The organism is Novosphingobium sp. MMS21-SN21R (genome assembly GCF_031846015.1).
Lineage (GTDB): Bacteria > Pseudomonadota > Alphaproteobacteria > Sphingomonadales > Sphingomonadaceae > Novosphingobium.
This window is the reverse complement of sequence record NZ_JAVRDU010000001.1, coordinates 2359093-2385622: the sequence shown is the minus strand read 5'-3', so window position 1 is coordinate 2385622 and position 26530 is coordinate 2359093. Positions and strand designations below refer to the sequence as shown.

The following is a 26530-nucleotide window of genomic DNA, read 5'->3' as shown; positions in this document are numbered from 1 at the left end:
CCCGCATATGGCCAAGTTATATTTTAATTATTCGTCCATGAATGCGGGCAAATCGACCAATCTGCTACAGGCGGAGTTCAATTATCGTGAGCGCGGCATGGCGACGATGCTGTGGACTGCCGCGCTGGACAGCCGGGGTGGTGACCGCGCCATTGAAAGCCGCATCGGCCTTTATGCCGAGGCCAATCGCTTCGATCCAGACACTGACATGTGGATCCGCGTGAGCGCTGCCCATGCAGTTCAGCCGCTGTCGTGCGTGATGGTCGACGAGGCGCAGTTCCTTACCAAAGCGCAAGTCTGGCAACTCGCGCGCATCGCCGATGAAGCCGGAATTCCGGTGCTCTGTTATGGCCTGCGCACCGATTTTCGGGGCGAATTGTTCGAGGGCGCAGCGGCACTGCTGGGCATCGCGGACTCGCTGGTCGAACTGAAAGCTGTGTGTCACTGCGGCCGAAAAGCGACGATGAATCTGCGCGTGGACGAAAGTGGCGCCGCGGTTCAGGCCGGGGCGCAAACCGAGATCGGCGGCAATGACCGCTATGTCGCGCTGTGCCGCAAACACTTTTCCGAGGCGATGCGATGAATCCCGACAGCCTGATCTGGACCATCGCCACGGTCGCAATCCCGATGATCCTCGCCATCGTGTTTCACGAAGTGGCGCATGGCTGGATGGCGCGGGCGCTGGGCGATCCTACGGCGGCAGAGGCCAAGCGGCTCAGCCTCAATCCGCTGCGTCATGTCGATCTATTTGGCACGATCATCCTGCCCGGGTTGCTCAAACTGACTGGCGCGCCGGTGTTCGGTTGGGCCAAGCCGGTGCCGGTCGATTTCCGCCGGTTGCGCAATCCGCGCTGGGGGATGGTGGCCGTTGCCGCTGCCGGACCGGGTATCAATTTCGTGTTGGCTGCCGTTTCCGCCGTCGCGCTAGGCCTGCTGGTTCGGGCTACTGACAACACGGTGGAGCCGGGTTTGGGTGTGCTTTTCCTGGCCGATAACCTCAAGAATTTCCTGTTGGTGAACCTGTTCCTCGGCATGTTCAACCTGCTGCCGATTCCGCCGTTCGACGGTTCGCGCATTGTCATGGGCGTGCTGCCCGCACCGCTCGCGCGGGTATATGGCCGGATCGAGCCGTTCGGCCTGATCGTGGTTTTTGCGCTGCTGGTGATCCTGCCCTACTTTGCGCCCGACCTGCATCTGGTCGAACGTCTGGTCGGCCCGCCAGTCGAATGGGCGAGCAGTCTCCTTGCGCAACTGGCCACCATGGTTGCCGGTCCGGAGCCGATGTAATCTGATGGTCGATGGCTGGATCATTCTCGACAAGTCGCTGGGGCTTGGATCGACCCAAGGTGTGGCGGCGGTAAAGCGCAACTTGCGGCAGGCCGGCTTTGGCAAGGTCAAGGTCGGCCATGGCGGCACGCTCGATCCGCTCGCCACCGGAGTCCTTCCGATCGGGATAGGCGAGGCGACCAAGCTGTGTGGGCGGATGCTCGATGCGAGCAAGGTCTATGCTTTCACCGTCACTTTCGGCGCGGAAACCGATACGCTCGATCTTGAGGGCAAGGTGGTCGCAGCGAGCGAAACAAGGCCGTCGTGGAGCGCGATTGAAGCGATCCTGCCGCTGTTTACCGGGCCAATCTCGCAGATTCCACCGGCCTATTCGGCGCTCATGGTAGATGGGGAGCGTGCTTACGACCTTGCCCGAAAGGGGGAGGACTTCGAACTCAAGTCACGCGACGTGACGATCCATTCGCTGCAACCTTCACATTGGGATTTTCCGAATGACCGTGAGGTGCCCGTAGCCGATCTGACGCTCACCGCGCACGTCTCCAAAGGCACCTATATCCGCAGTCTCGCGCGCGATATTGCCCGCGCGCTCGGCACCGTTGGCCACGTTACCATGCTACGCCGTTTGCGTGCCGGGCCGTTCGATCTCGCGCAGGCGATTTCGCTGGACAAATTGAACGAGGTGGGTCAAGGCGCGCCCCTTGAACACGTACTCTTGCCGCTGGAGGCAGGGCTGGTCGACATCCCGGCTCTTAACCTCGATCCCGAGCAGGCAAGGGCGGTCCGACAGGGCCGCGTTCTTACGGGATTGCCCTTTGATGACGGGCTTTACTGGGCGCGGGCAGGCAATGTGCCGGTCGCGCTGGTCGAGCTTTCAGGTGGAAGTCTGAGCGTCACGAGAGGCTTCAACATCGCAGATGTCGCGGAGTGAATGACATGTCGATTACCGTAGAAAAGAAGCAGGAAGTCATTGCGAGCAATGCACGCGCCGAAAACGACACCGGTTCGCCGGAAGTCCAGGTCGCGATCCTGACCAGCCGCATCCAGACCCTGACCGAGCACTTCAAGTCCCACCACAAGGACAACCACTCGCGTCGCGGCCTGCTGATGATGGTCAACAAGCGTCGCTCGCTTCTCGATTACCTGAAGAAGAAGGATGTGGCGCGCTACAACGCACTCATCCAGAAGCTCGGTCTTCGTAAGTAACAACGCGGAGCGGCCCCTAGCGGGCCGCTTTTGCGTTTAGGCGGCTTCACAATTCGGTGGAACGCCTTCGGGGCACGACAATCGGCCCCACACCGGACCGGGACGGGAAACCCCGGCAGCAAAAACCCGCGCGCAATAGGGCCGTGGGCTGAAGGAAGTTAAATGTTCGACGTCAAAACCGTATCGCTGGAATGGGGCGGCAAGACCCTCACTCTGGAAACCGGCCGCGTTGCCCGTCAGGCAAATGGCGCGGTCATCGCCACGTATGGCGACACTGTCGTCCTGTGCGCGGTCACCGCCGCCAAGTCGGTCAAGGAAGGGCAGGATTTCTTCCCGCTCACCGTCCACTATCAGGAAAAGTTTTCGGCTGCAGGGCGCATCCCCGGCGGCTTCTTCAAGCGTGAGCGCGGCGCGACGGAAAAGGAAACGCTGGTTTCCCGCCTGATCGACCGTCCGGTCCGCCCGCTGTTCCCTGAAGGTTTCTACAACGAAATCAACGTGATCTGCCAGGTTCTCAGCTATGACGGCGAGACTGAGCCTGATGTTGTCGCGATGATCGCGGCCTCGGCTGCGCTGACCATCTCGGGTGTGCCGTTCATGGGTCCGATCGCCGCTGCGCGCGTCGGCTTCAAGGAAGGCGAATACCAGCTCAACCCGTCGCTTTCGCAGGTTGCCGAAGGCCGCCTCGACCTCGTCGTTGCTGCGACCGATTCTGCCGTGATGATGGTGGAATCGGAAGCCAAGGAACTGACCGAGGAAGAAATGCTCGGCGCGGTGATGTTTGCTCATGACGAAATCCGCAAGGTTGTCGGCGCGATCATCCAGCTGGCTGAAAAGGCCGCCAAGGAGCCTTGGGACGTTGATCTGTCGGACAACACTGCCGACATCAAGAAGAAGCTCAAGGACATCGTCGGCAAGGACGTTGCTGCTGCCTACAAGCTGACCGACAAGTCGGCCCGTTCGAATGCGCTCAACGACGCCCGCGCGAAGGCAAAGGCTGCGTTCTCGGACGAGACCCCGCAGACCCAGATGGTCGCCATGAAGACCATGAAGAAGGTCGAAGCGGACATCGTTCGCGGCGCCATCCTCGCAGACGGCACCCGCATCGACGGCCGCACCACCACGCAGGTCCGCCCGATCGAAGCCATGGTCGGCTTCCTGCCCCGTACGCACGGTTCGTCGCTGTTCACCCGCGGTGAGACGCAGGCGATCTGCACCACCACGCTGGGCACAAAGGACGCCGAGCAGATGATCGACGGCCTCGACGGCCTGTCGTATCAGCGCTTCATGCTGCACTACAACTTCCCGCCCTACTCGGTCGGTGAAGTCGGTCGCTTCGGCGCTCCGGGCCGCCGCGAAGTCGGCCATGGCAAGCTGGCATGGCGCGCGCTGCACCCTGTTCTGCCGACCAAGGACGAGTTCCCATACACGATCCGCGTCCTTTCGGACATTACGGAATCAAACGGTTCGTCCTCGATGGCGACCGTTTGCGGCGGCTGCCTTTCGATGATGGACGCCGGCGTTCCGATCGATCGCCCGGTTTCGGGCATCGCGATGGGCCTGATCCTCGAAGGCGACAAGTTCGCAATCCTGTCGGACATCCTGGGCGATGAAGATCACCTCGGCGACATGGACTTCAAGGTTGCGGGCACCGCCAACGGCATCACCACGATGCAGATGGACATCAAGATCGCGGGCATCACGCGCGAGATCATGGGCAAGGCGCTCGAGCAGGCCAAGGAAGGCCGTGCACACATCCTTGGTGAAATGACCAAGGCTCTGGGTGAGGCTCGTACCGAACTGTCGGCTCATGCTCCGCGCATCGAGTCGCTGCAGATCGACAAGTCGAAGATCCGTGACATCATCGGCACCGGCGGCAAGGTGATCCGCGAGATCGTCGCCACCACCGGCGCCAAGGTCGACATCGACGATGAAGGTCTGATCAAGATTTCGTCGTCCGACACCGCCCAGATCGAGGCTGCCAAGGCCTGGATCCTCGGCATCGTCGAGGAAGCTGAAGTCGGCAAGATCTACGACGGCAAGGTCGTCAACATCGTCGATTTCGGCGCTTTCGTGAACTTCATGGGCGGCAAGGACGGTCTCGTCCACGTGTCCGAAATGAAGAACGAGCGCGTCGAGCGCCCGCAGGATGTCGTGAAGGAAGGCCAGGCCGTGAAGGTCAAGGTGCTCGAGATCGATCCGCGCGGCAAGGTTCGCCTGTCGATGCGCGTTGTCGATCAGGAAACTGGTGCTGAACTGGAAGACACCCGTCCGGCCCGCGAACCACGCGAACCGCGTGGTGATCGTCCGGATCGTGGTGGCGGTGACCGTCGTGGCCCTCGCGGCAATGACCGTGGCCCCCGCCGTGAAGGTGGTGGTGACCGCGGCCCGCGTCGTGAAGGCGGTGATCGTCCGCGCCGTGACCGTGAAGATGGCCCGGCCCCCGATCACATGCCGGCGTTCCTCAAGTCTGACGACTGAGGATAGGCTACCAAGGCTGATAAAGGAAAAGGCCCCGCCGCGAGGTGGGGCCTTTTTCGTTTGGGCCGGATTGGATCAGGCGGGGAGCGGACTGGCTGACTGTCGTTTCAGGTTGCCACCAAGCAGGCGGGTCAATGGTTGCTCGACATGACGATGGACCATGATGCCGACGAGCGTTGCAAGTCCGGTCGCCAGCGGAATGATTACCAGTGCCTTTGCTGGATAGCCTGCGAGCGGCGCGACGAGCAGGTTGAACGTGGCAAAGTGCATCAGGTAGATCGCAAACGATGCGTCGCCCAGTGTCGCCAGAAATTTCATCGGGAGTCTCTCGGGCGATGGCAGCTTTGATTCAGCGCCAAGCGCGCCACCGATGATCAACAAGGCAGGAATGGTGACTGCCAGAGTGTAATCAGGCGAACTGGTGTTCGCAAACCACGCCATCAGGGTAAAGCCGAGCGGAACGGTCCAGGCGGGCAGGCGGATTCTTGTCCAAGCGATGACCATGCCGCCAGCAAAGTTCAGCAGGCCGGGGTGTGCATAGAATGATGCCAGAGCGTTTCCGGGGACCAGCGCCGTGACCGGACTTACAAGGCACAGGATGCCAACGGTAACCGGGATCGCCCACCGCCGCGGCATGACCATCGCGGCTGCGAACAGCAGGTAGAACGCCATCTCGAGGTAGAGCGTCCAGCCCACCTCGAGCACCGGTCCGGCGGCCTTTGGTGCCCCATCAACCACCATCGGCACAAACAGTAGCGACGGGGCGAGGCGTTGCAGGTCACCGGGATGGGTCAATCCAGCAGCAAACAGGAACAGCGTGGCCACCCAGTACAGCGGAACGACGCGAAGCAGCCGCCTCAGGATGAAGTCACCCGGATCGTTGGGACGTTTTGCTGTCGAAACGACCATGACAAATCCGGAGATCACGAAGAAGATCGCGACGCCATGCTTCATCCACTGCACGCTGCCGCGCGGCAGGTCCGCGACCATGCCATAACTGAAGATGTGATATATGACGACCATCAGCGCAGCGATGCCACGCAGGTAGTGGATCGACCGGTAGTGCTGCTGCTTTATCGGATGATCCCCGGCCATTTCCACGGTCTAGGGTCAACCGGTCTAAAATTTGGTAAATCCGGAGTTTAAGCAGGCGGCGCGTGCGCTTTCGCCGAGGTTGCTTTTCTGGTGCTTTGCGCCCATGGCGATCACATCGATGAAATGACCACTGTAGGCATCATCGGCTGAGAGACATCACGCGCTCCCGCTTACCAGCCGGGAGCCTCGCATGGATCTCAATCTTCTTTATTCGCAGCACCAGCACGCGCTGATGCGGGCGAAGTCCAGCACCAGCAAGACTTGCCGCACCCGCCACCTTGCGTCTGCAGGCTCGTTCGCGCGCCGGATCCAGACATGGCAGCTGTCCGAGGGCGCAAGCGCGGCGGGCAGCTGGCTTCATGAAACAGACGACACCGATTTTGCCGAAAGGATCTGCGCATGAGCCGCGCCATGAATATCAGTCTTCCCGAAGCCAAGGTCCGGACAGCTTGCGAAAAAGCCAAGGTCTCGGTCAGTGTGCTGGAAACCCTGCCATCGGGCGGAACGCGTCTGGTTTGCACGCGGGAAGAAGGCGCTGAAGAAATGCGCGTAGTGTTCCGCACGCAAATCATCGAAGGAAACGTCAAGCGCTACACCTTCCAGCGCAGCCAGAACTCACACTACGCATGATCCGTTCGCGGGATGCCATGCTCAGGCGGCATCCTGCAGCGGTGGGGGTTCCTGTCCGGCGACGAGGATCTGATTGCGCCCAGCCTGCTTCGCGGCATAGAGCGCTTCGTCTGCCGCGCGCAGGGCATCGCTGCGCGACGGATAGGCGAACACGTCGGCTATCCCGCCCGAGAACGTGACCCGGCCGAATGGCATGTCGTTTGCTCGGTTGACCAGCCTGCGTTCGGCGATCTCTTCGCGAGCGGCTTCCAACCTGTCCCACGCCTGTTGCGGGGTCAGTGCTCTGAACAGCACGGCGAATTCCTCGCCGCCATGCCGTGCAACGTGGCATCTCGAATCCGAAATCCGGTTGAGCGTTTCAGCCACGACCTTTAGCACACGATCACCGGCGGCATGGCCGTGGGTGTCGTTGATGCGCTTGAAATGATCGATATCGCAAAAGGCCACGCACAAAGGCTCTCCGGCCTCGCCGGCGCAGGCGTGTTCCTTCTCGAACAAAGTCTCGAATGCGCGGCGGTTAGGTAGGCCAGTGAGGTGATCTTCGTCGGCAACGCGTCGGGCTTCGTCCAGATTCTGTTGCAGTTTGAGCGCGCGCTGCTCCGACTCGTTAAGTTCGTGTTCGATTTCTCGGGTCCGGGTCACCATCGCCCGCGCAAGGCCGGCCAGTTCGGTGATGACGACGCCTGCCTTGCTCACCTGTTCCAGATCATCGACATGCTGCTGCAGCGCAGCGCCGTATTCGCTGGTTGCGGCCTTCGCGGAGGTTGTGGTGCGGGAAAAGTCGATCAGGCTCTCTTCCAGACGCGACATCAACACGGCAAGCAATTCCGCTGTGCCGTCTCCTTCTTCCTCGCTATAGATCTGCTCCAGCCAGTTGAGCGTCACAGCCTGGCCGGACTCGGTGCGTTCGAGGATGAGTTGGGCCACGCGCGGGTTTGCCCCTGTCACGCAGTCGTAGGCGATTTCGAGAGTCCAGGGCAGCACTTCCAGATCGTGATCGATCAGAAAATCGGCAACCTTGCCCAAAAGGCGGCGTTTGGCCGGGAGCCATATTTCCCGCGCGGTGGGGTCTCTGAAGTTGGCCAGCTCGGCAGGAGGAGCATCCTCCGCGCTTGCGTTTTCGGCCGAGAGGCCGAGCCATTTCATCAGTCGAGAGCGCGATCCGCGCGCGGGGTCTTCCTGGGTCATGGCCAGAAGGACGGCGGGCGTGAGGCGGTGTTAACCACGCTCACGCCCGCAAATAGTCCGTTACGGACTTGTTTTGAAGCAAACTCCGCGAGGGATCAGCGAACGCGCGGACCACCAAACGGCATCGGCGGCGGCGGACGGCGATGGCCGCGCGGCAACTGGGCCTGATAGGCGCGGCCGCAATGTTCGACGCAGTAAGGGAAACCGGGGTTCACCTTTTCACCGCAGAAGTGGAAGTCTGGCTCGCCCGGATGCCCCATTGGCCAGCGGCAGATGCGATCGTTGAGATCGAGCAGGCTGGTCTTTTCCGAGATTTCGGGGCTGGGACGCGCGGGCACGAGGCGGCGCGGCGGCGCAGGCGGGATCGGTGCCTGCTGATCACCGGGCCCTTGGCGCAGAAAGCCGCCAGGGCCGACCGACACGATTCTGGGCGAAGGCTTGGGCGCCGGTAGCGCGTCGGCATTGCCGTCGGCTGCTTCGACACGCGGCTCCGGCGTGGGCGCAGGCGCGCGCGGTGCAGGTGCTGCGACGGGGGCAGGTGCAGGGCGAGCGGGCGCAGCCATCTTCGGTTCGGGCGCTGGCGGTGCGGCAGGTTTGACGGTCTTGGGCGCAGGGGGCGCAGTCGGAGCCTCGGCCTTTTCGTTGGCTTTGACCGGCGAAGGACGTGCTTTCAGGCCAAGACGGTGGGCCTTGCCAATCACGGCATTGCGGCTGACACCGCCCAGTTCTTCGGCGATCTGGCTTGCGGTCGAACCGCCTTCCCACATCTTGGTCAGCTTCTCGATGCGTTCTTCGGTCCAGCTCATGCCTTCAAGCGTCCTTCATGCGGCGGGCAGGCCCGGCCGGTAAAATCCTGTCCGGGCTGGGCCCGGTCGGCAATATCTTGCCATTCACCAGCCCGCGCGATACCGCGACAGGCATGGCCGATCAACTGCAGCCCCGAGATGGGGCCATCACCCGCAACGCCGGAAACTTCACCCCACCCGGACAGCCGGTTTTCCGCAGCTTCAACAGTTTGGGGCTGTGGACCCTCTATATGAAGGAAGTGCGGCGTTTCTTCAAGGTCCAGACCCAGACGATCTGGGCACCTGCTGTTACGACGCTGCTTTACCTTATGATATTCACGCTCGCGCTGGGCGGCGGGGCGGGCGGCACGCGCATGGTTCTGGGCGTCAACTTCGCCAGTTTCGTTGCGCCAGGCCTGATCGCGATGGGCATGATCAACAACGCCTTTGCCAACTCGAGCTTCAGCCTGCTTGGTGGCAAGATTCAGGGCACGATCGTAGATTATCTGATGCCGCCGATCAGCACGGGTGAGCTGATGGCCGCTCTGGTCGGTGCTGCAGTGACCCGCGCAGTGCTGGTCGGTTTCGCCGTGGCCGGTGCCATGCTGCTTTGGCCGGGCGTCAGCCTCGCCGTTGCGCATCCGTGGGCCGTCGTCTGGTTCGGACTGATGGGCTCCATCCTGCTGGCGCTGATCGGGGTACTGACCTCGATCTGGGCCGAAAAGTTCGATCATAACGCGGCGGTCACCAACTTCGTCATCACGCCGCTCTCGATGCTTTCGGGCACGTTCTACGTGATCGACAATCTGGCACCGGCTTTTCAGGCGGTCAGCCGAATGAACCCGATCTTCTACGTGATTTCGGGTTTCCGCTTCGGCTTTCTCGGGCAAAGCGACATCGGTGATACCAACACGGCAGTATTGCACGGCGCCATCGGCCTGGGCCTGCTCAACCTGGTAATCGCGGGTCTGCTCTATGCATTGCTGCGTTCGGGCTGGAAGCTCAAGAACTGAAGGAGAGGGGCATCAAAGCCCCTGAGCCACTAATGCGATAGGCTGCGGCGCAGGCGATATCGCCCGTTGCGGAAACCTTCGAACATCTCGTCAAGCGAGGGGTGGTCGATCGGACCCGCGTCGGCATCGCCAAGCAGGTTCTGCTGGCTGACATATGCCACGTAGCTGCTCTCGTCGTTCTCTGCGAGGAGGTGGTAGAACGGCTGGTCCCGTATCGGCCGCAAGTCTTCGGGAATCGATTCGTACCATTCCTCGCTGTTGGCGAAGACCGGATCGACGTCGAACACCACGCCGCGGAATTCGAAGGTGCGGTGGCGCACCACGTCCCCAATCGAAAAGCGTGCCGATGAGACGGGAGGGGCCGAAATATCGCGTCCAGCCTGAGGCGAAAAGAAACTCGCACGGTCCATATCTCGACATATAGGCGCAGGGCGTTGCGCAAACAAGCGAGGTCGTGGAAAAGGTGGCAGCTTTTCACTTGGCAAGCGTGAATCCATGCGCTAACGGCGCTCTTCCTCGACCGGGACGGCCCTCACGGGCCACCCAACGACACTTCGCGGAGAGGTGGCAGAGTGGTCGAATGCACCGCACTCGAAATGCGGCATACGGGTGACCGTATCCAGGGTTCGAATCCCTGCCTCTCCGCCAAGTGCCTCTGAAATATAACGATATTTCCCCGATTTCCGTCGAATTCCCTTAAAATTGCCCTTAAACGGCTGGCGGCTTGCACCGGTTGGCAATGAACGTGTCCGGTCGCTCCCCCTCTTGCGATTTTGTTCTCATAATGTTCTTTTTAGGAAATGACACGAATCGAAGAACGGCAAATAGCCGAAGCCCTGTTAGCTGCGCCCGGTTGGGCGCGTGTTGGGATTTCCGATCCTACGCGATGGATGCGAGAGGATGCGGCGCGGGAACTAGCCCACGAAATCATGCACCGCGCCGAAACGGACCAGCCCGAGCGGCCCGACGCGGCTGGAATGATCCTGTGATATGCGCTGGTCAACGGCAGGCCTTATGGCTCCGACGTCCATCCTTGAAGCTGCTACCCTGCACAATGCAATTATGCCGGTTTGCACTTGTGGACATTCTGCCCGGTTCGAAGCGCATTGCCTTTGGTGGCATTTTGAGCGTCGCGGGTGGGATGATCGGTTGACCGCCGCACGCTGCCGGTTCTGGTGCCGAGTGTGCGCGTCGGGCAATCGCAGGAAAGTAAGGCCCGTCCGGTTGGAAATAGTCCACCCTGAAAAGGGCGACGTTGAATTGCCTTGGCCAGACGAACGAATCTGGAAACGGGCAGTCTCAAGGCTTCGCTAGGGCGGCAACGGGTTCGGCGCGAAAAATGGGGTTAGCGTTTTAATGCCGGAGTTTGACCGCCCGCGTCCCTGATCTGGTCAACCTTTCACATGCCCCCGGCCAGATCATGGGTTCATGGAAGCCTTTGTGCGCATGAGCGTAATGGTCCGACCTGCAGGTGCCGCCCGGCTACTCTAGTTCGTCCGGTATTTTCGCCACGGCCCGGGTCATTGCCAGCGCGAAAAGGTATAGCAAACTCAAATCGAGGCCGTCCCGCTGTTCGATCCAGACGGCCAGGTAAAGGCCTGGTTCGTCCGGATCGCAATGCAGGGTTTGGCTGCATGGCCGCAGTTACTCGCCAGCCTGTGATGTAGTACCTGCGGCGCATGTTGCTGCAAATTGGATTCGAGTAAGGGGCCTCAACCCCCGCTTCGAACCAGATCCAGTGCGACATCGACGATCATGTCTTCCTGCCCGCCGACCATCTTGCGGCGGCCCAGTTCAACGAGGATCGCCCGCGTGTCGAGGCCATGTTCCTTTGCGGCCTTTTCGGCATGGCGCAGGAAGCTGGAATAAACCCCTGCATAGCCCAGCGTCAGGGTTTCGCGGTCCACCTGCACCGGGCGGTCCTGCAGCGGGCGGACCAGCGCCTCGGCGGCATCCATCAGGGCGAACAGGTCGCAGCCGTGGTTCCAGCCATGGCGGTCGGCGGCGGCAATGAACACTTCAAGGGGCGCATTGCCTGCGCCCGCACCCATGCCGGCAAGGCTCGCATCCACCCGGATCGCCCCGTTTTGCACCGCAACAATCGAGTTGGCCACGCCAAGGCTGAGATTGTGATGAGCGTGGACGCCGCGCTGGGTTTCCGGCTTGAGCACCCGGTCATAGGCCTGGCAGCGCGCGGCATATTCGTCCATGTTCATCGCGCCGCCACTGTCGGTGACATAGACGCAGTGGGCGCCGTAGCTTTCCATCAGCAGCGCCTGCTGGGCGAGCGCATCCGGTTCCGACATGTGGCTCATCATCAGGAAGCCCGAGACGTCCATCCCGAGATTTCGTGCGGCCTCGATGTGCTGCTTCGAGACGTCGGCTTCGGTGCAATGTGTTGCAATGCGAACCGATCGAACACCAAGGTCATAAGCGTGCTTGAGGTCATGAACCGTGCCGATGCCGGGGAGCAGCAGCGTGGTCAGGACGCTATGTTCCAGCACGTCTGCGACTGCGGCAATCCAGTCCCAGTCGGTATGCGCGCCGAAGCCGTAGTTGAAGCTGGAGCCTTGCAGACCGTCACCATGCGCAACCTCGATGGCATCGACCTTGGCCCGGTCCAACGCGCGGGCAATCGCCTGAACGTGGTCCAGCCCATACTGATGGCGGATGGCATGCATGCCGTCGCGCAGGGTGACATCCTGGATGTAGAGTTTCTGGGTTACGGGGTCGAAGCTCATGCTGCCATACTCGCAGTCAATTTGGCCGCAATACGCTCGGCGGTGCGGAGCGCTGCCGAGGTCATGATGTCGAGATTGCCCGCATAAGCAGGCAGATAATGCGCTGCGCCTTCCACTTCGAGGAAGACCGAGACCTTGAGGCCGGTAAACTCGGTCTGGCCGTGCTTGGCCATCTCGGGGATGTGCAGGGGTTGGTTCGACCCGATATGCTCGAACTGCACGGCTTGCTTCATCCGGTAGCCGGGGACGTATGCCTTCACTTCCTCGACCATCGCCTCGATGCTCTGGCGGATGGCGTCCTGATCGGCATCTTCGCAAAGACAATAGACCGTATCCCGCATGATCAGCGGAGGTTCGGCCGGATTGAGCACGATAATCGCCTTGCCGCGCGTTGCTCCGCCGACATCGACAATCGCTTGCGACGTGGTCTCGGTAAACTCGTCGATATTCGCGCGGGTGCCTGGCCCGGCGCTCTTGCTTGCGATCGAAGCGACAATTTCGCCGTAATGCACTTTGGCGACGCGGTTGACAGCCGCAACGATGGGAATCGTCGCCTGCCCGCCGCAGGTCACCATATTGACATTGGTGGCGTCGAGGTGATCAAGTCCGTTGACCGGCGGAATGACATAGGGCCCGATCGAGGCGGGCGTCAGGTCGATCACCCGCTTGCCGTGGGCTTGCAGTATCTCGTTGTGATGTTTGTGCGAGCCTGCGGATGTGGCATCGAACACGATTTCGATGTCAGCGAATTCTGGCATCGCAACCAGCCCGTCGATGCCTCCAGCAGTAATCGCAATGCCCATCCGCTCGGCCCGCTTCAGGCCATCCGATTCAGGGTCAATGCCGACGAACACGCCCATTTCCAGCGTCTGTGACAGCCGCATGATCTTGATCATCAGATCGGTACCGATATTGCCCGAACCGATGATGGCTACCTTGGTTTTTCCACTTGGGGTTTTGCTCATCGGCCTCAAGCCTTTGCGTAAGTGAAGCTGGCTTCACCCAGACCGCCGACAATCGCGCGGACATGGTCGCCGGGGTTGAGCGCCACCATCGGGCCGAGCGCCCCGGCCAGCAGGATGTCGCCAGCTTTCAGCGGCTCCCCCCGGCGGGCCAGCGTCTGTGCCAGCCATGCGGCGGCGTTGAGCGGATGACCGAGCGCGGCAGCACCTGCGCCGAGCGAGAGCACGGACCCATTGATTTCCATCACCATGCCGCAAGTGAACAGGTCCAGCCCGGCCAGCGGCTTGCCATGGTTTGCCAGCACGAAGAATGCCGAAGAGCCGTTATCCGCCACCGTATCGGCAAAAGTGATCTTCCAGTCAGCGATGCGGCTGTCGACGATTTCGATGGCTGTATGAACGGTCGCTACGGCATCGGCGACCATTCGCGGCGTGGTGTCCGTATCGGGGAGGTCCTTGCCGAGCACGAAGGCAATTTCTGCTTCCGCCTTGGGCTGGAGCGCGCGGGCGGGATCCAGCTTGCCGCCATCAGCCACCGCCATGTCGTCAAACAACACCCCGAAGTCCGGCTGATCGACACCGAGCTGCGTCTGAACCGCCTTGGCAGTGAGGCCAGCCTTGCGTCCGACGATGCGGCGGCCCTTCGCCTCCCAGAACCGGGTGTTGATGGTCTGAACGGCATAAGCGCCGTCAGCATCGACCGGGTCGAGTCCGTCACGAAGAGGCGGCACCGCGCCCTGTGCATAGGCATCGCGCAGACGCCGGGCGAGATCATCGTGCGAAGGGGTGGTCATGGCTGTGATCCTTTCTGTCACGTCGACTGATACGGTGCTTGAGAACTTGGCACCAGTGCCGCAAACCGCTATCTTCTCATAATATGAGAGATGGCACACCGCATATCAGCTCACTCAAGCGGACCTTGATCATGCTTGAGGCCGTCATTGCAGATGGCGGACGCAACAGCTTGTCCGGGCTTGCCCGGCAAACCGGCATGCCGGTTGCCACGGCGCATCGCCAGGTGACGACCTTGGTTGCCGAAGGCTATCTTACACCATCGGGGGGTGGCCGACATGTAGCAGGACCCCGGTTGCTGGGATTGCTGCATCGCCTCGATGAGAAGCAGATCGTCGCCAATGTCGCAGCGTCTCTGCTGCACCGGCTCGCAGCCCGGGTGCGCAGCGTGGTTCAGCTTGGTACTTTCGAGAATGACATGGTCACCTACCGGATCAAGACTGGTCGAGGCGCGAATGACCTGTTTACGCGCATCGGCATGCAACTGGAGGCCTATTGCTCCGGGATCGGCAAAGTGCTGCTAGCCCACCTGCCCGAACATGGACGCGATGCCTATCTCGCCGGGGGACCCTTTGTTGCACTGACCGAACGCACGATCGTCGATCCCAACCGGCTGCGCGCAGAACTCGATGGTATCTACCAATGTGGCTACGCAATCGATGATGAGGAAATTGCGCCCGGCCTGCGTTGCATGGCAGTGCCGCTGCACAACAGCGCTGGCACCGTGATAGCGGCAATTTCGGTGTCACAGGCGTTGTCGTCGCGCCACCGCCTGGATGATCCTGAATTGCTTGGGCTGCTTATGGAAACGGCACGGGCAATCGAGCGTGAGGCATTCGCCTGAGGTTCCGCCCAGCGTGTATTTCAGGACACCGTCACCAGATAGTCGCTACGCTTTTGCTCGTTGCCAATCTCTAGGTGCTGTCGGAACGGTAGCCAGAAGCTGCTACGATGGGGCTAGAGGCCCGCTCGTGTACCACCAATACTCACTGGCCATTCTCGGCATCGTCGACGCGCCGCGCATGCTCGCGGTAAAGCGCAGGGCTGCAGCAATGTGAAGCGGTCTCTTGCAGCGCAGTTAGTCATCCGGGACACTTCATAGTGCGTGCAATCGATTCGTCATTGGCGGTCCGAGGCTGGTACTTTTCCCATTTTTTGCCTTCTGCGATTCCCTGCTTCTCGGCCAAGAGACCTCTCGATGTCGACCCGACAGGCTCCAAAAACTCCTGGAACATGGATGATTCGAGGTGCGTTTAGGTGTGCCCCTGCGCGGCACTGCCTTGCAGGGCGCGTGTCGGCAGCCTGAGTTTAGTTGCCGTCCGCATCGACCGTGAAAACCATCGGCTTTCCGCGAGATGCAGGCTCCCATCCAGCATTTAGTGCGGCCTGAATACCCCGGGATACGATCGCGTCGCCGATCTGAAGGCGGCCGCGTTGCAAACCTTTGAGCAGACGCTTCGGTGGAGGAAACTCCAGCAAGGCGCCACGCTGGGTGTTCTTTTGCAGCAATGCAATGGTCATTCCCTTCCAGCCTTCGAACTCGCTCCACTGCGGCTCGTTCCGCAGCTCCCATTCGTACTGCTGGCCGCCGACTTCGACGGTTCCGGAATATCTGTGGCTGTTGCTCATCGGGCTGTGCCTAGCAGGTCTGAGGCCACAAACCACCGCGCAGTCAGCAAAACCGCGACTTCGACCCGTTGGGCACCGTACATATTTAAAGCACGGAGCACAAATGGTGCCAAAAGCTTCTGACTGGCATTCGGCGTGCGCTATTCGGCCATCAGGCTGCCTACGCTATCGCGGACCCTGCACAGCGCGGCGTCGACGGGTGAGGTCTCGCCCAGCATGGCGAATGTCCCGTTCATGGCAAATACGCAGTGGCCGTGGACGCTCGCCAGCAGGGATCGGGTAAGGGCTTCGGACTCGCATTTCCGGGCGGGCGGTAGTGCCTGACGGACTTCGGCAATCACGATGTCAAAGATCGCGCGCACTTCGGCCTGATAGCTGTCGGGCGGGGTGCAATCCTCGGGCAGGCGGAAGTCGTATATCGCCGCCCAGGCATGGCGGTGATTGGTAGCGAATTCGAAATAGGCGATGATCGCGTGGCGTAGCCGGTCGTCTTGCACGCCTGACAGACGGCGCAACAAATGATCGCGCCACAGTGCCAGCGTGCGGCCGTTGATAGCAAGGATCAGGGCATCGTAGCTGCCGAACACGTTGTAGATGGTGCCGATCGAGTAGCCGATGCGCTTGGCCACTTCGCGCGCAGAAAAGTGCGCGAAGCCCACTTCATCCATGTGCCTGTGCCCAGCGGTGACCGCAATCTCGCGCAGTTCTTCGCGGCTGTGATCCGATCTGCGTCCCATGCTTCGGATCGTAGTCGCGAAACTGAACACTGTCCAATATTTTAATTGAACGGTGTATATTTTTGCAGTAACTCTACGATTCGGAAGAGGGCGTCGGTCCTTAACCCCGCTGGAACCCTTGTTCCGGTATGGCAGCATCGAACACGTGAAAGGTGCCCATGTCCTCCCCAGATTTCAGCCTCTTGGGCAAGCGTCGCTTCGGACCGATCTTTACGGTCCAGTTCCTTGGCGCGTTCAACGACAACCTGCTGAAGTTCGCGATGCTGTTCCTGGCGAACTTCGGAATCTTCGCCACTGACCCCGCTCACGCAAAGCTGCTGGCGGCAATTGCCACGGGCCTGTTCATCCTGCCCTATTTCCTGTTTTCGGCGCTTGCCGGGCAACTGGCCGACGCGGTGGACAAGGCGCGGCTGATCCGCTGGATCAAGGGCGCCGAAGTGGGGATCATGGCGCTGGCGCTCGGCGGTTTCTGGTTCCTGTCAATCCCGCTGCTCCTGACCAGCCTGTTCCTGATGGGGCTTCACTCGACCCTGTTCGGGCCGGTCAAATACTCGATCCTGCCGCAGCACTTGCGCGAGGGCGAGGTCATGGGCGGCACCGGCCTGATCGAAGGCGGCACCTTCCTTGCCATTCTCGGCGGGCAACTGCTGGCCGGCGTCATTCCGCCATGGGAGGCCGGGATCGCCGCTATGGCGATCGCGCTTGCAGGGTTCGCGTTCAGTTTCGCGGTCCCTGCCGCGCCGCCCAGCGGCAGTCGCCACCACATAGACCGCAACCTTTGGCGCGCGACAAAGGCTATCCTCGGCACTGCGCGCGAAGGCCGCGGCGTGTGGCTCTCAATTCTGGGCATCAGCTGGTTCTTTGCTGCAGGCGCGGTGCTGGTCAGCGAATTTGCTCCGTTGGTGTCCGGCACGCTTGCCGCCAAACAGGAAGTCGCCACGCTGTTTCTCGTGGTGTTCTCGGTCGCCATCGCCATCGGTTCGCTGATCGTGAACCGTTTGCTGAAGGGCGAGGTTTCGGCGCGCTATGTACCGATTTCGGCCCTCGTTCTTGCAGGCGGGCTGATTGATCTTTGGATCGCCACCAGCGGCTTCGAAGTGCGCACTGCTGGCGCATCTACCGCACAGTTCCTTGCCACGCCCGGTGCCTGGCACATCCTGATAGATCTTGCGGTGATTGCGGTTTCGGGCGGAATGTTCATCGTACCCCTCTACGCGATCCTTCAGATCGCCAGTCCCGAGGACAAGCGCTCGCAGATCATCGCGGCCAACAACGTCGTCAATGCGGGCCTCACGGTTGTCGCGGTCCTTGCTATCACTGGTCTGCTGGCTGCGGGCGTCGATGTCCCCGGACTGATCGGCGCACTGGGTTTTGCCACGCTGTTCGTTGCGCTTGCTTCGGTCTGGCTGCTGCCCGAAACGCTGTTCAAGGATGTGATTCGGCTGACCTTGCGCGTGTTTTACCGCGTGGAAGTCATCGGCATGGAGAATATGCCAAAAGCGGGTGAACGCGCAGTCGTTGTCGTCAACCATGTCAGCTTCCTCGATGGCCTACTGCTTGGCGCATTCCTTCCCGGCAAACCGACTTTCGCGGTCAACACCCAGATTGCCCGCTCGGTTTGGATCAAACCGTTCCTCAAGCTGTTCCGCGCCTTCCCGGTCGATCCGACCAACCCGATGGCAGCCAAGGCGATGGTCAAAGCAGTGAAGGAGGGCCGCACGCTGGTGATCTTCCCCGAAGGCCGCATTACCCGCACCGGCGCGCTGATGAAAGTGTTCGACGGTCCCGGCATGGTGGCCGACAAGGCAGACGCACCGATCATTCCGGTGCGCCTTGATGGCCCGCAATACACTCGCTTCAGCCGCATGCAGGGCAAGGTCCGCCTGCGCTGGTTCCCCAAGGTGACGCTGACCGTCCTGCCGCCGCGCCGCTTCGCCATCGAAGGCGAGATGACCGCGCGCCAGCGCCGCGCCATCGCCGGTCGCCGCCTCTACGACGAGATGAGCGCGATGATGTTCGCGACGTCCGACACCCACCGCACGCTGTTCAGTGCGCTTGTAGAAGCCCGCGCCATCCATGGCGGCAAGGCGCTGGTGGTGGAAGATGTGAAGCGCGAACCGATGAGCTATGACAAGCTTGTCGCGGCCACCACTCTGCTCGGCAAGCGGCTAGCAAATGGCACTGCGCAGGGCGAGGTTGTCGGCCTGCTCATGCCCAACGTGAACGGCGTGGTCGCCGCGTTCTTTGCGCTGCAATCCATCGGCCGTGTGCCCGCGATGCTGAACTTCACGGTTGGCGTTGCCAACATGCGCTCGGCGTGCATGACCGCTGCGATCCGCACCGTCGTCACCGCGCGCGCCTTCGTCGATCAGGCCAAGCTGCATGACGTAATTGCCGCGCTGGAAACCGACGGAATCCGGGTCGTCTGGCTCGAAGACCTCGGCGCTACCATCGGCACGTTCGAGAAGTTGCGCGCCCTGCTTGGCGTGAATGGTGCCGAACGCCGCCACCTGAAGCTCGGCATCGCGCCCGAAACGCCTGCGGTGATCCTGTTCACCAGCGGTTCCGAAGGCGTGCCCAAGGGGGTCGTCCTCACCCATCGCAATCTGCTCTCGAACTGCGCACAGCTTGCCGCGCGGATCGATTTCAACGCGAGCGACATTGTGCTCAACGCGCTGCCGGTGTTCCACTCGTTCGGCCTAACCGGAGGCACACTGCTGCCGCTACTCAGCGGCATCCGCGTGGTGCTCTATCCCAGCCCGCTGCACTACCGGATCGTGCCTGCCTTGGCCTATGATGCCAATGCCACGATCATGTTCGGCACCGACACGTTCCTGTCAGGTTATGCCCGCATGGCGCACGGCTATGATTTCTACTCGCTGCGCTACATCTTCGCAGGCGCGGAGAAAGTGCGCGACGAAACGCGGCGAACTTATGCCGAGAAGTTCGGTTTGCGTATATTCGAAGGCTATGGTGCGACCGAGGCTGCGCCGGTCATCGCAGTCAACACGCCAATGCATTTCCAGGCCGGAACCGTGGGCCGCGCGCTGCCCGCAGTCGAAACGCGGCTCGAGAATGTCCCCGGCATCGCGGAGGGTGGGCGCCTCTACATCCGCGGCCCCAATGTCATGGCGGGATATTATCTCGCGTCAGACCCCGGCAAGCTTCAGCCGCCGCACGAAGGCTGGCACGATACAGGCGATATCGTCACCATCGACGAGGCCGGATTCATCACTATCCGTGGTCGTGCCAAGCGCTTTGCCAAGATCGGCGGGGAAATGGTCTCCCTCCCGGCAGTGGAAGGCTATGCCGCCAAGGTCTGGCCAGGGCTCGACCATGCCGTGGTCACCCGTCCTGACCCGAAGAAGGGCGAACAGCTCGTTCTATTCACCACCGCGCCGGGCGCTGGCCACAAGGCCTTGCAGGCATGGGCCAAGACCAATGGGGTGACGGAGTTGATGATCCCGCGCGACATCCGGATCGTCGAAGCGCTGCCTGTGCTCGGCACCGGCAAGCTTGATTATGTCACGATGGGCGAAATGGCTCTGCAGTCCCCTGCAAGTTCTGTTTCAGTTGAGGATGCCGACGCCGAGGCGGAAGTCCTCCAGAACGGTTGACGTTCGCTGCCTGGGGGCGAGACTCCCGGACGCTTCCCACCGAATAATTGAACGCTGTATATTTATCTATTGAACAATGTCCAATTTCAATGCAAAACAAGCGCATTGGGGATGAGCACTATCATGATCAGCCGTTTTGCCATTGCCGGTTGGGGGAGCTATCGCCCGCGCCAGATCCTATTGTCGCTGGATATGGACAGTCGCCACGGCCACGCTCCGGGCTGGACTGAGGCCGAGTTCGGCATTTCTGCCCGCCATATCGCGTCACCCGACGAAACGACATCTGGGATGGCTGCGGCGGCGGCGCGCTCCGCGCTGGACCGGGCAGGGTGGGATGGCCCGCCCGATGTCATCATCGGCGGGTGCGGAGTCATGGAGCAGCCCATCCCCTCGACTTCGGTTCTGGTGCAGGACAAGCTTGGCTTGGGCCGGTCGGGCGTGCCCTGCTTCGACATCAACCAGACCTGCCTGTCGTTCGTCGCCGCGCTTGATGTGGCTGCAATGGGTATCGCGGCGGGCCGTTGGCGCCGGGCGCTGGTCTTTGCCAGCGACATCGCTTCTGCCGGTCTCGATCCAGCTGTGCCGAAAACCCGTTCGATCTTTGGCGATGGTGCGGCCGCCGTGGCAATCGAAGCTTGCGACGATGCGCAATCCGGAATGCTCTCGATTGCCAGCGTGACGATCGGCGCGCATCACAGGCTGGCGCAGTTGCGGGCCGGTGGCACGCGGCTGCGCGTCGAGGAAGGATACGAGGCGCTGGTTGCGGGATCGCATTTCGAGATGGACGCCTTCGGCATCTTCAAGGCCGCTGCGAAGGCGCTACCAGGCGTGATCGGTCGTGCGCTGTCCGATGCAGGGCTGTCGCATGACGCTATCGCCTGCGTTATCTGCCATCAGGCAAGTGCGCCCGGCGTGGCCCACATCAAGCGCCTGTTCGCGCCGCGAAGTGACCGGGTGGTCGACATCTTCGCCACCACCGGTAACCAGATCGCCGCCTCGATTCCTGGCGTTCTGGCTCATGCATTGGATAGTGGCCGGGCGAAGCCGGGCGATGATGTATTACTGCTCGGCACTGCCGCCGGGATCAGCGCGACCGCCATGGTGCTGCGGCTGTGAGCGGGCGGCGCATTCTCGTTACGGGAGCGACCGGCGGTCTGGGCCTCGCCATCGTGCGCGAGGCCTTGGCACGGGGCCATCAGGTGGTGGCAACCGGACGTTCGCACTCTGCGGGCGAGGCGTTGCAGGCGATGGGCGCCGAATTCTTAGCGCTGGACCTTGCCGATGATCGGGCGGACGTCATGCCATTGCTCGGCGGATGCGACAGCGTGATCCACGCGGCGGCCCTTTCAGCCAGTTGGGGACCGGCCCGCGACTTCGAGAAAGCGAATGTCACCATGACGCGGCGATTGCTGGAAACGGCAGCACTAAGCGGGGTGGGGCGCTTGGTCTTTATTTCCTCGCCGTCGATTTTCGCGGCCTATGCTGACCGCCTGTCGATTGGCGAAAACGACTTGCCGACAGCAAGACCTCTCAACCTCTACGCGCAGACGAAACTTGCCGCCGAGCGATTGGTGCTGGCACCGCGTAGCGATGCCATGGCCAGTTGCGCAATCCGGCCCCGCGCTCTGGTCGGACAAGGGGACCGGGTCATGCTGCCTCGCCTCGCACAACTGGCGCGGCGCGCGCGCATGCCGCTGCCACGCGGCGGCAAGGCTCTGATCGAACTGACAGAATTGCGTGATGCGGCATGGGCAATCTGTGAGGCTGAAGAGCGCGCGCCATCGCTCAGGGGCCGCGCGATCAACATTTCGGGCGGCAGCCCAATTGCCGTGCGTGATGTGGCCACGCGTCTGGCAGCAAGCCTTGGCGAGCATCCTCGCCTCGTCACGCTTCCGCTGTTGCTGGCGCGACCGCTGGCGGCTGCCATGGAAGCTATTGCGCATTTTCGCAGGTCGCAAAACGAACCAGTTCTGACGCGCTACACGCTCGCCACATTGGGCTGGACGCAGACGTTCGATCACGAACCGGCGCAGCGTCTGCTGGGCTACACCCCGCGCCATGATGCGCTGGAAAGTCTGCTGGCCGAAGCCCGCAAGCTGGTCTCGGCATGAGGCGTGTCGGCTTCCGGTGGCTGGAACGCGGCTCCTGCCGCCATCCAGAGCGCATGACGATTGCCGGTGGCAGTTTGTGCGCGATCGAGTTTCCCGCGATGGTAGGTGTGATCGATCACCCTCAGCGCGGCCTGTTTCTGTTCGATACCGGCTACGATCCAGCGTTCCTCGAAGCGACGCGGCCGTTTCCCGAACGGCTCTATCGCTGGACAACGCCCGTTTCCATCGGGGACCGCGAACGCTGGCAGGTTTGGCTCCATAGCCACGGCATCGACGAGGCGGCGATTGCGGGGACTATCATCTCGCACTTTCACGGCGATCATGTCGCAGGGGTGCAGCACCTTGCGCACCTTCCAGTTCATTGTGCTCGCGCAGGCCTTGCCAAGCTGCGTGCGCCGGGCCGGTTCGCCCGCGTCAGAAACGGGTTGCTGGCCGCGCTTGTGCCGCCTGAGGTCGATGCTCACGCGCGGTTCTTCGAAGATGCCCCCGTCCTCACATTGCCAACCGCCTTTGGGCCGTTTTCAGAAGGCCGCGACATCCTTGGCGACTGCAGCCTGCTGGCGATTGAGCTGCCCGGACACTGCGCCGGTCACTGGGGTCTCGCTTTTGAAACGCATGAAGGACGCCCCGTCCTGCTGGCTGCGGACGCGGTATGGTCAGGGCGCTCGATTGCCGAGAACCGTCCGCCCCCGCGGCTGACCACCGCGCTGCTGGGCGATACGCGGCGTTATCGGGCCACCCTGGGCATGCTCGGCGCAGCAGCATCAGCAAACAAAGACCTGACGATCCTGCCTTCGCACTGCGCCATCAGCGCCAAGGCATTCTGCGGCAAAGACGTTGCAGGCTGAACGCATCCTAGCATCTTGGCTTCGCACCCGTCGCGCGATGGCGCAGTCGGCGGCAGACCTTGCCAAGCTTCGCCAGCGGCAGTGGGCGAATCTTCAACCCGCCATTGCGCGAACCCCCGCTCTGGCCGCCTATGCAGGCAAGCCGCTGGCGCAGTTCCCTATCACGCAGATAGAGGGGCTGCGCAGGGACTACGGCGCTTGGAACAGCCTTGGGCTGGGAGACGCCGATCTGCGCAGGCTGGCCGACGCTTCGGAGAGCGGCAAAGCGGGTGAAGACCTCACGGCGGGCTGGTCCACCGGCAGCAGCGGCTGTACGAGGGGGCTCTTTGTAGCCAGCAAGGCCGAACGCGCCGATTACATCGGCCAAAGCCTCGCGCGGCTCCTGCCGTTTAGCGCCCTGCTGCGGTCGCAGCGGCTGGCGCTCCATCTTCGCGCCAGTAATGCGCTCTACAGTGATGCCGGGCGCAGGCGCATGGGTTTTGCGCACTTTCCGCTCGATCTGCCGATCCACCAGACGGCGGCCGCGCTCGCGCAATATTCTCCCACTATCCTGATCGCACCACCATCAAGGCTGCTGGCGATGGCGAGTGCAGGGATCAGCTTGCCCCGGTTGCAATTTCTGTTCTTCGGCAGCGAGCCGATGAGCGCTGCCGAAAGCGAATGCGTTTCTGCGCACTTCGGCATCAGGCCAGGGGCGATTTTTCAGGCGACCGAGGGCTTTCTCGGCGCAGAATGCCGTGAAGGCAGGTTGCACCTCAACGATCATGCGCTGGAAATCGAACTCCAACCTGTACCGGGAACCGACGGGTTCCGGCCGGTCATCACCGATCTCAGGCGCGCCAGCCAACCCATCGTGCGCGTGGCCGGAGACGACTTCATCGAGCTGGATGCGCAGCCCTGTCGCTGCGGCTTTGCTGGACAGGTCATCCGAGCCGTCCAAGGGCGAGTGGTAGATATCTGGCCTATTTCCGGTCGCCACGTCACTCCGCCACAGGTTGTCGCAGCGGTGGAATCGGAATTGGGTGCGCTCTGGCGCTGGCAAGCGGTCGCATGTGCAGACCGCACGGTTTTGTCTGTGCAATCCGATTGCTCCCCTGACATCGGGCACAGAGCGTGCGCTGCGCTGGAGCGACTGACCGGAAGATCCACAACGCTCAGTCGCGATCTCTCCGAATGGACCGGGCCGAAGCGGCGCAAGGTCGTGTGGTCCGGTGGCTAACTCTGTCCTCATCACTGGCGCGCGCTCCGCAGCCGCGCTCGATCTTGCACGCGATTTCGTCGCAATCGGGTGGGATGTCCATCTGGCCGACTGCGTGACGTCACGCATGGCGCGCTGGTCGCACCTTGGCACCTCGCACCACCGCTACCCATCGCCGCGCAAGCAGCCACAGGCGTTCCGCAGTGCTATCATGCAACTCGTAACGCGCCACAACATCGACCTCGTCGTGCCGACTTGTGAGGAAGTCTTCCACCTTGCAGCCCCGGCGCTCCATGCGCTGCTCGGGCAGCGGCTATTCGCCCCTGATCTGCCGACCCTGCATTGCTTGCATGACAAGCTCACCTTTGCCCGCTCCTGCCGCGAATGGGGCCTTGCCGCGCCTGAAAGCCACCCGATCGATGATGCAGCCGCGCTGACAGACTACATCGAAACTTGCGGCGACTGGGTATTCAAGCCGCGCTTCAGCCGCTTTGGAGACCGTACGCTGGTATCCCCCAATGCTGAAACGCTGCGGCGCCTGAACATCAACAGCGGATCGCTGTGGCTGGCACAGCAGCGCATTCACGGCGAGGAAGCCTGTTTCCAGGCCATAGCGCGCCAAGGGCGTGTGGTCGCGTTTGCCGCCTACCGCTCAAGCTGGCGACTTTCCGGTGGTGCCAGCTACGCCTTCGAGCCTCTGGACCCTGACAGAAGCGGGATGCTCCAGGACGTTGCCGCGACGATCGCTGCACGCGCACCCGTTCACGGACAATTCGCCTGTGACGTGATATTCGGCGGTCAAGGCGGACCCATCCTGCTGGAGTGCAACCCCAGGTCAACCAGCGGCATCCATCTGCTCGCCGGGCAGGGCAAGCTTGCCGGGGTGATTGAAGGCGCAACTCCCTTGGCCGGTGAAGTAGTTCCCGGCGCACCCCGCCCAGCCTTTCTGGGCGCTGCCATGTGGGTCTTCGGCCTGCCACATGCCTTGCGGACAGGTCGCCTTCGGGAATGGCGCACCATGCTGGCTACAGGTAGCGACGTGATTTCGCGCCCCGATGATCGTGCGCCATTGGCCGGTGCGATGATCGACGCTGCCATGTTTTCGCTCAAGGGACTGGCGCGCGGGCTTTCGGCAACTGCCGCAACCACCTGTGATATCGAGTGGAACGGAGAGGATCTGGAACCATGAGTTTTCCGGAGAGCGTGCGCAACGCCTGGCACATGGTGGCGCTGGCCAAGGACATTCGACCCGGCACCGTGCGGAAAGTTGAACTCTGCAACACGCCTGTCGCGCTGTTCCGCAACGCCGATGGCCTCGGCGCGCTGGTCGATCGCTGTCCCCACCGGAACTACCCCTTGTCCGAGGGAAGGGTCACGCGCGGTGGGCTGGAATGCCCCTATCACGGCTGGCGTTTCGGCCGTGATGGCACCTGTCTCGAGGTCCCCGGCTGTGCGGTGGAAATTGCAGGCGAGCGGCGATTGGAGGCCAAATCCCTGCGCGTGCTCGAACGCCATGGCGGCATATTCGTGGCGTTGAACGATGTCGCGCCGCCAGAACCCGACCTACCTCCCGATTTCGGCAACCCAGATCTCGACCACTTCTGGTGGCAGCAAGGCACATGGGAGGGGCGCGCATTCGATGCCATCGAAAATGTGATGGACCCGTTTCATACGAACCACCTTCACCACGGTTTCATCCGCAGACGCGACCGGCGCCTGCCCGTGAATCTCATCGTCACAAGCCATGGCGATGGCATCGAAATGGCCATAGAACAGACCCAGCCCGATCTCGGCCTCATGTCGCGCTTTCTTGAAAAAGACAGGCAGCGCAGCATCTCCCGCTACTATCCGCCAACCATGGTGCAGGCGCGCTGGGAGGGAGCGCAAAGGCTGACCCTTTGCGTGAACGCAGTCTTCACGCCCGCCACGGACAACAGCTTCACGCCGTTTGCGCGTTTCTCCACGCCCAAGGGTTTCGCTCCTGCTTGGCTGAAACAGGCAGCAATCCGCCTGTTTCTTGCGCCGGTAGTGGCGCAGGATCGCAGGGCGCTCGCACTACAGCATGGCGTCATGACCCGGTTCGGCAACCCGCATTTCGTCGAAGGCCCCGGCGACATCCTTGGCAACAGGTTGCACAAGTTGTGGAATGGGCAGCCGCTGACACCGTCTGTGGACGACCCCGTCGAAGCCACGCTCTGAGAAAACGGGCGGCC

At 62.0% G+C, this 26530-nt stretch carries 26 protein-coding genes and 1 tRNA gene; 18 read left to right on the top strand and 9 right to left on the bottom strand.

The window, feature by feature from the left end:
• Positions 1-7 precede the first annotated feature (7 nt).
• From RM192_RS11345 to pnp, 5 genes are all read left to right on the top strand, one after another.
• A complete protein-coding gene (locus tag RM192_RS11345; protein WP_311507662.1) occupies positions 8-583 on the top strand; it encodes a thymidine kinase in 576 nt (191 codons plus the stop codon).
• A complete protein-coding gene (locus RM192_RS11340; RefSeq protein WP_311507661.1) occupies positions 580-1287 on the top strand; it encodes a site-2 protease family protein in 708 nt (235 codons plus the stop codon). Before RM192_RS11345 ends, RM192_RS11340 begins: the two co-directional genes overlap by 4 nt.
• 4 nt (positions 1288-1291) lie before the next feature.
• Positions 1292-2215: a tRNA pseudouridine(55) synthase TruB gene (gene truB / locus RM192_RS11335; RefSeq protein ID WP_311507660.1), complete on the top strand. Its 924-nt coding sequence runs from the start codon at positions 1292-1294 to the stop codon at positions 2213-2215.
• 5 nt (positions 2216-2220) lie between these two features.
• A complete protein-coding gene (rpsO, locus tag RM192_RS11330; protein WP_311507659.1) occupies positions 2221-2490 on the top strand; it encodes a 30S ribosomal protein S15 in 270 nt (89 codons plus the stop codon).
• A 162-nt stretch (positions 2491-2652) separates the two neighbouring features.
• On the top strand, positions 2653-4971 hold the full coding sequence (gene pnp, locus RM192_RS11325; protein ID WP_311507658.1) for a polyribonucleotide nucleotidyltransferase: 2319 nt from the start codon (positions 2653-2655) through the stop codon (positions 4969-4971).
• A gap of 75 nt (positions 4972-5046) precedes the next feature.
• Here pnp and RM192_RS11320 read toward each other — a convergent pair whose 3' ends face one another.
• A complete protein-coding gene (locus RM192_RS11320; RefSeq protein ID WP_311507657.1) occupies positions 5047-6066 on the bottom strand; it encodes an acyltransferase in 1020 nt (339 codons plus the stop codon).
• A 190-nt stretch (positions 6067-6256) separates the two neighbouring features.
• Here RM192_RS11320 and RM192_RS11315 point away from each other — a divergent pair, with 190 nt between their 5' ends.
• Entirely contained in the window at positions 6257-6469 is a 213-nt protein-coding gene (locus RM192_RS11315) for a hypothetical protein (RefSeq protein WP_311507656.1), read from the top strand.
• Entirely contained in the window at positions 6466-6696 is a 231-nt protein-coding gene (locus RM192_RS11310; protein ID WP_311507655.1) for a hypothetical protein, read from the top strand. Before RM192_RS11315 ends, RM192_RS11310 begins: the two co-directional genes overlap by 4 nt.
• Before the next feature lie 21 nt (positions 6697-6717).
• On the opposite strand, the gene RM192_RS11305 is transcribed toward RM192_RS11310, so the two are convergent.
• Both RM192_RS11305 and RM192_RS11300 read right to left on the bottom strand, forming a co-directional pair.
• Positions 6718-7884: a GGDEF domain-containing protein gene (locus RM192_RS11305; RefSeq protein WP_311507654.1), complete on the bottom strand. Its 1167-nt coding sequence runs from the start codon at positions 7882-7884 to the stop codon at positions 6718-6720.
• 95 nt (positions 7885-7979) lie between these two features.
• On the bottom strand, positions 7980-8690 hold the full coding sequence (locus RM192_RS11300; protein WP_311507653.1) for a GcrA family cell cycle regulator: 711 nt from the start codon (positions 8688-8690) through the stop codon (positions 7980-7982).
• 113 nt (positions 8691-8803) lie between these two features.
• Here RM192_RS11300 and RM192_RS11295 point away from each other — a divergent pair, with 113 nt between their 5' ends.
• The gene (locus tag RM192_RS11295; protein WP_311507652.1) at positions 8804-9682 is read left to right on the top strand and encodes an ABC transporter permease; all 879 of its coding nucleotides are present in this window, start codon (positions 8804-8806) and stop codon (positions 9680-9682) included.
• A gap of 29 nt (positions 9683-9711) precedes the next feature.
• Here the strand turns inward: RM192_RS11295 and hspQ are convergent, their stop codons facing one another.
• Positions 9712-10092: a heat shock protein HspQ gene (hspQ, locus tag RM192_RS11290; RefSeq protein WP_311507651.1), complete on the bottom strand. Its 381-nt coding sequence runs from the start codon at positions 10090-10092 to the stop codon at positions 9712-9714.
• 148 nt (positions 10093-10240) lie between these two features.
• Between hspQ and RM192_RS11285 the strand changes: the two genes are divergently transcribed.
• Positions 10241-10330: transfer RNA gene (locus RM192_RS11285), tRNA-Ser, on the top strand.
• A 152-nt stretch (positions 10331-10482) separates the two neighbouring features.
• Entirely contained in the window at positions 10483-10671 is a 189-nt protein-coding gene (locus tag RM192_RS11280; RefSeq protein WP_311507650.1) for a DUF6771 family protein, read from the top strand.
• Positions 10672-11394: 723 nt separating this feature from the next.
• Here RM192_RS11280 and dmpG read toward each other — a convergent pair.
• From dmpG to RM192_RS11265, 3 genes are read right to left on the bottom strand one after another with little or no spacing between them, the layout of a single operon-like run.
• A complete protein-coding gene (gene dmpG / locus RM192_RS11275; RefSeq protein WP_311507649.1) occupies positions 11395-12423 on the bottom strand; it encodes a 4-hydroxy-2-oxovalerate aldolase in 1029 nt (342 codons plus the stop codon).
• Complete coding sequence (locus RM192_RS11270; protein WP_311507648.1) at positions 12420-13388, bottom strand: acetaldehyde dehydrogenase (acetylating); 969 nt, start codon at positions 13386-13388, stop codon at positions 12420-12422. Before RM192_RS11270 ends, dmpG begins: the two co-directional genes overlap by 4 nt.
• Positions 13389-13393: 5 nt before the next feature.
• Positions 13394-14179 (bottom strand): fumarylacetoacetate hydrolase family protein, encoded by a 786-nt coding sequence (locus tag RM192_RS11265; protein WP_311507647.1) that lies wholly within the window; start codon positions 14177-14179, stop codon positions 13394-13396.
• Between the two features lie 83 nt (positions 14180-14262).
• Here RM192_RS11265 and RM192_RS11260 point away from each other — a divergent pair, with 83 nt between their 5' ends.
• Positions 14263-15021, top strand: a complete 759-nt coding sequence (locus RM192_RS11260; RefSeq protein ID WP_311507646.1) for an IclR family transcriptional regulator — start codon at positions 14263-14265, stop codon at positions 15019-15021.
• 464 nt (positions 15022-15485) lie between these two features.
• Here the strand turns inward: RM192_RS11260 and RM192_RS11255 are convergent, their stop codons facing one another.
• The gene (locus RM192_RS11255) at positions 15486-15806 is read right to left on the bottom strand and encodes a hypothetical protein (protein WP_311507645.1); all 321 of its coding nucleotides are present in this window, start codon (positions 15804-15806) and stop codon (positions 15486-15488) included.
• A 140-nt stretch (positions 15807-15946) separates the two neighbouring features.
• Positions 15947-16543: a TetR/AcrR family transcriptional regulator gene (locus tag RM192_RS11250; RefSeq protein WP_311507644.1), complete on the bottom strand. Its 597-nt coding sequence runs from the start codon at positions 16541-16543 to the stop codon at positions 15947-15949.
• A 158-nt stretch (positions 16544-16701) separates the two neighbouring features.
• Between RM192_RS11250 and RM192_RS11245 the strand changes: the two genes are divergently transcribed.
• The 7 genes from RM192_RS11245 (at position 16702) to RM192_RS11215 (ending at position 26516) form a co-directional block, all read left to right on the top strand.
• Positions 16702-20160 carry an acyl-[ACP]--phospholipid O-acyltransferase gene (locus RM192_RS11245; RefSeq protein WP_311507643.1) on the top strand — a complete coding sequence of 1153 codons (3459 nt, stop codon included), beginning with the start codon at positions 16702-16704 and terminating at the stop codon, positions 20158-20160.
• Between the two features lie 111 nt (positions 20161-20271).
• Entirely contained in the window at positions 20272-21276 is a 1005-nt protein-coding gene (locus RM192_RS11240) for a 3-oxoacyl-[acyl-carrier-protein] synthase III C-terminal domain-containing protein (RefSeq protein WP_311507641.1), read from the top strand.
• Positions 21273-22271: an NAD(P)-dependent oxidoreductase gene (locus tag RM192_RS11235; protein ID WP_311507640.1), complete on the top strand. Its 999-nt coding sequence runs from the start codon at positions 21273-21275 to the stop codon at positions 22269-22271. Before RM192_RS11240 ends, RM192_RS11235 begins: the two co-directional genes overlap by 4 nt.
• A gap of 53 nt (positions 22272-22324) precedes the next feature.
• Positions 22325-23119 carry an MBL fold metallo-hydrolase gene (locus tag RM192_RS11230; protein ID WP_311507639.1) on the top strand — a complete coding sequence of 265 codons (795 nt, stop codon included), beginning with the start codon at positions 22325-22327 and terminating at the stop codon, positions 23117-23119.
• 37 nt (positions 23120-23156) lie between these two features.
• Positions 23157-24338 carry a hypothetical protein gene (locus tag RM192_RS11225; protein WP_311507638.1) on the top strand — a complete coding sequence of 394 codons (1182 nt, stop codon included), beginning with the start codon at positions 23157-23159 and terminating at the stop codon, positions 24336-24338.
• Positions 24331-25506, top strand: coding sequence for an ATP-grasp domain-containing protein (locus RM192_RS11220; protein ID WP_311507637.1), 1176 nt, complete (start codon positions 24331-24333; stop codon positions 25504-25506). Before RM192_RS11225 ends, RM192_RS11220 begins: the two co-directional genes overlap by 8 nt.
• Complete coding sequence (locus RM192_RS11215; RefSeq protein WP_311507636.1) at positions 25503-26516, top strand: aromatic ring-hydroxylating dioxygenase subunit alpha; 1014 nt, start codon at positions 25503-25505, stop codon at positions 26514-26516. Before RM192_RS11220 ends, RM192_RS11215 begins: the two co-directional genes overlap by 4 nt.
• Positions 26517-26530 lie beyond the last annotated feature (14 nt).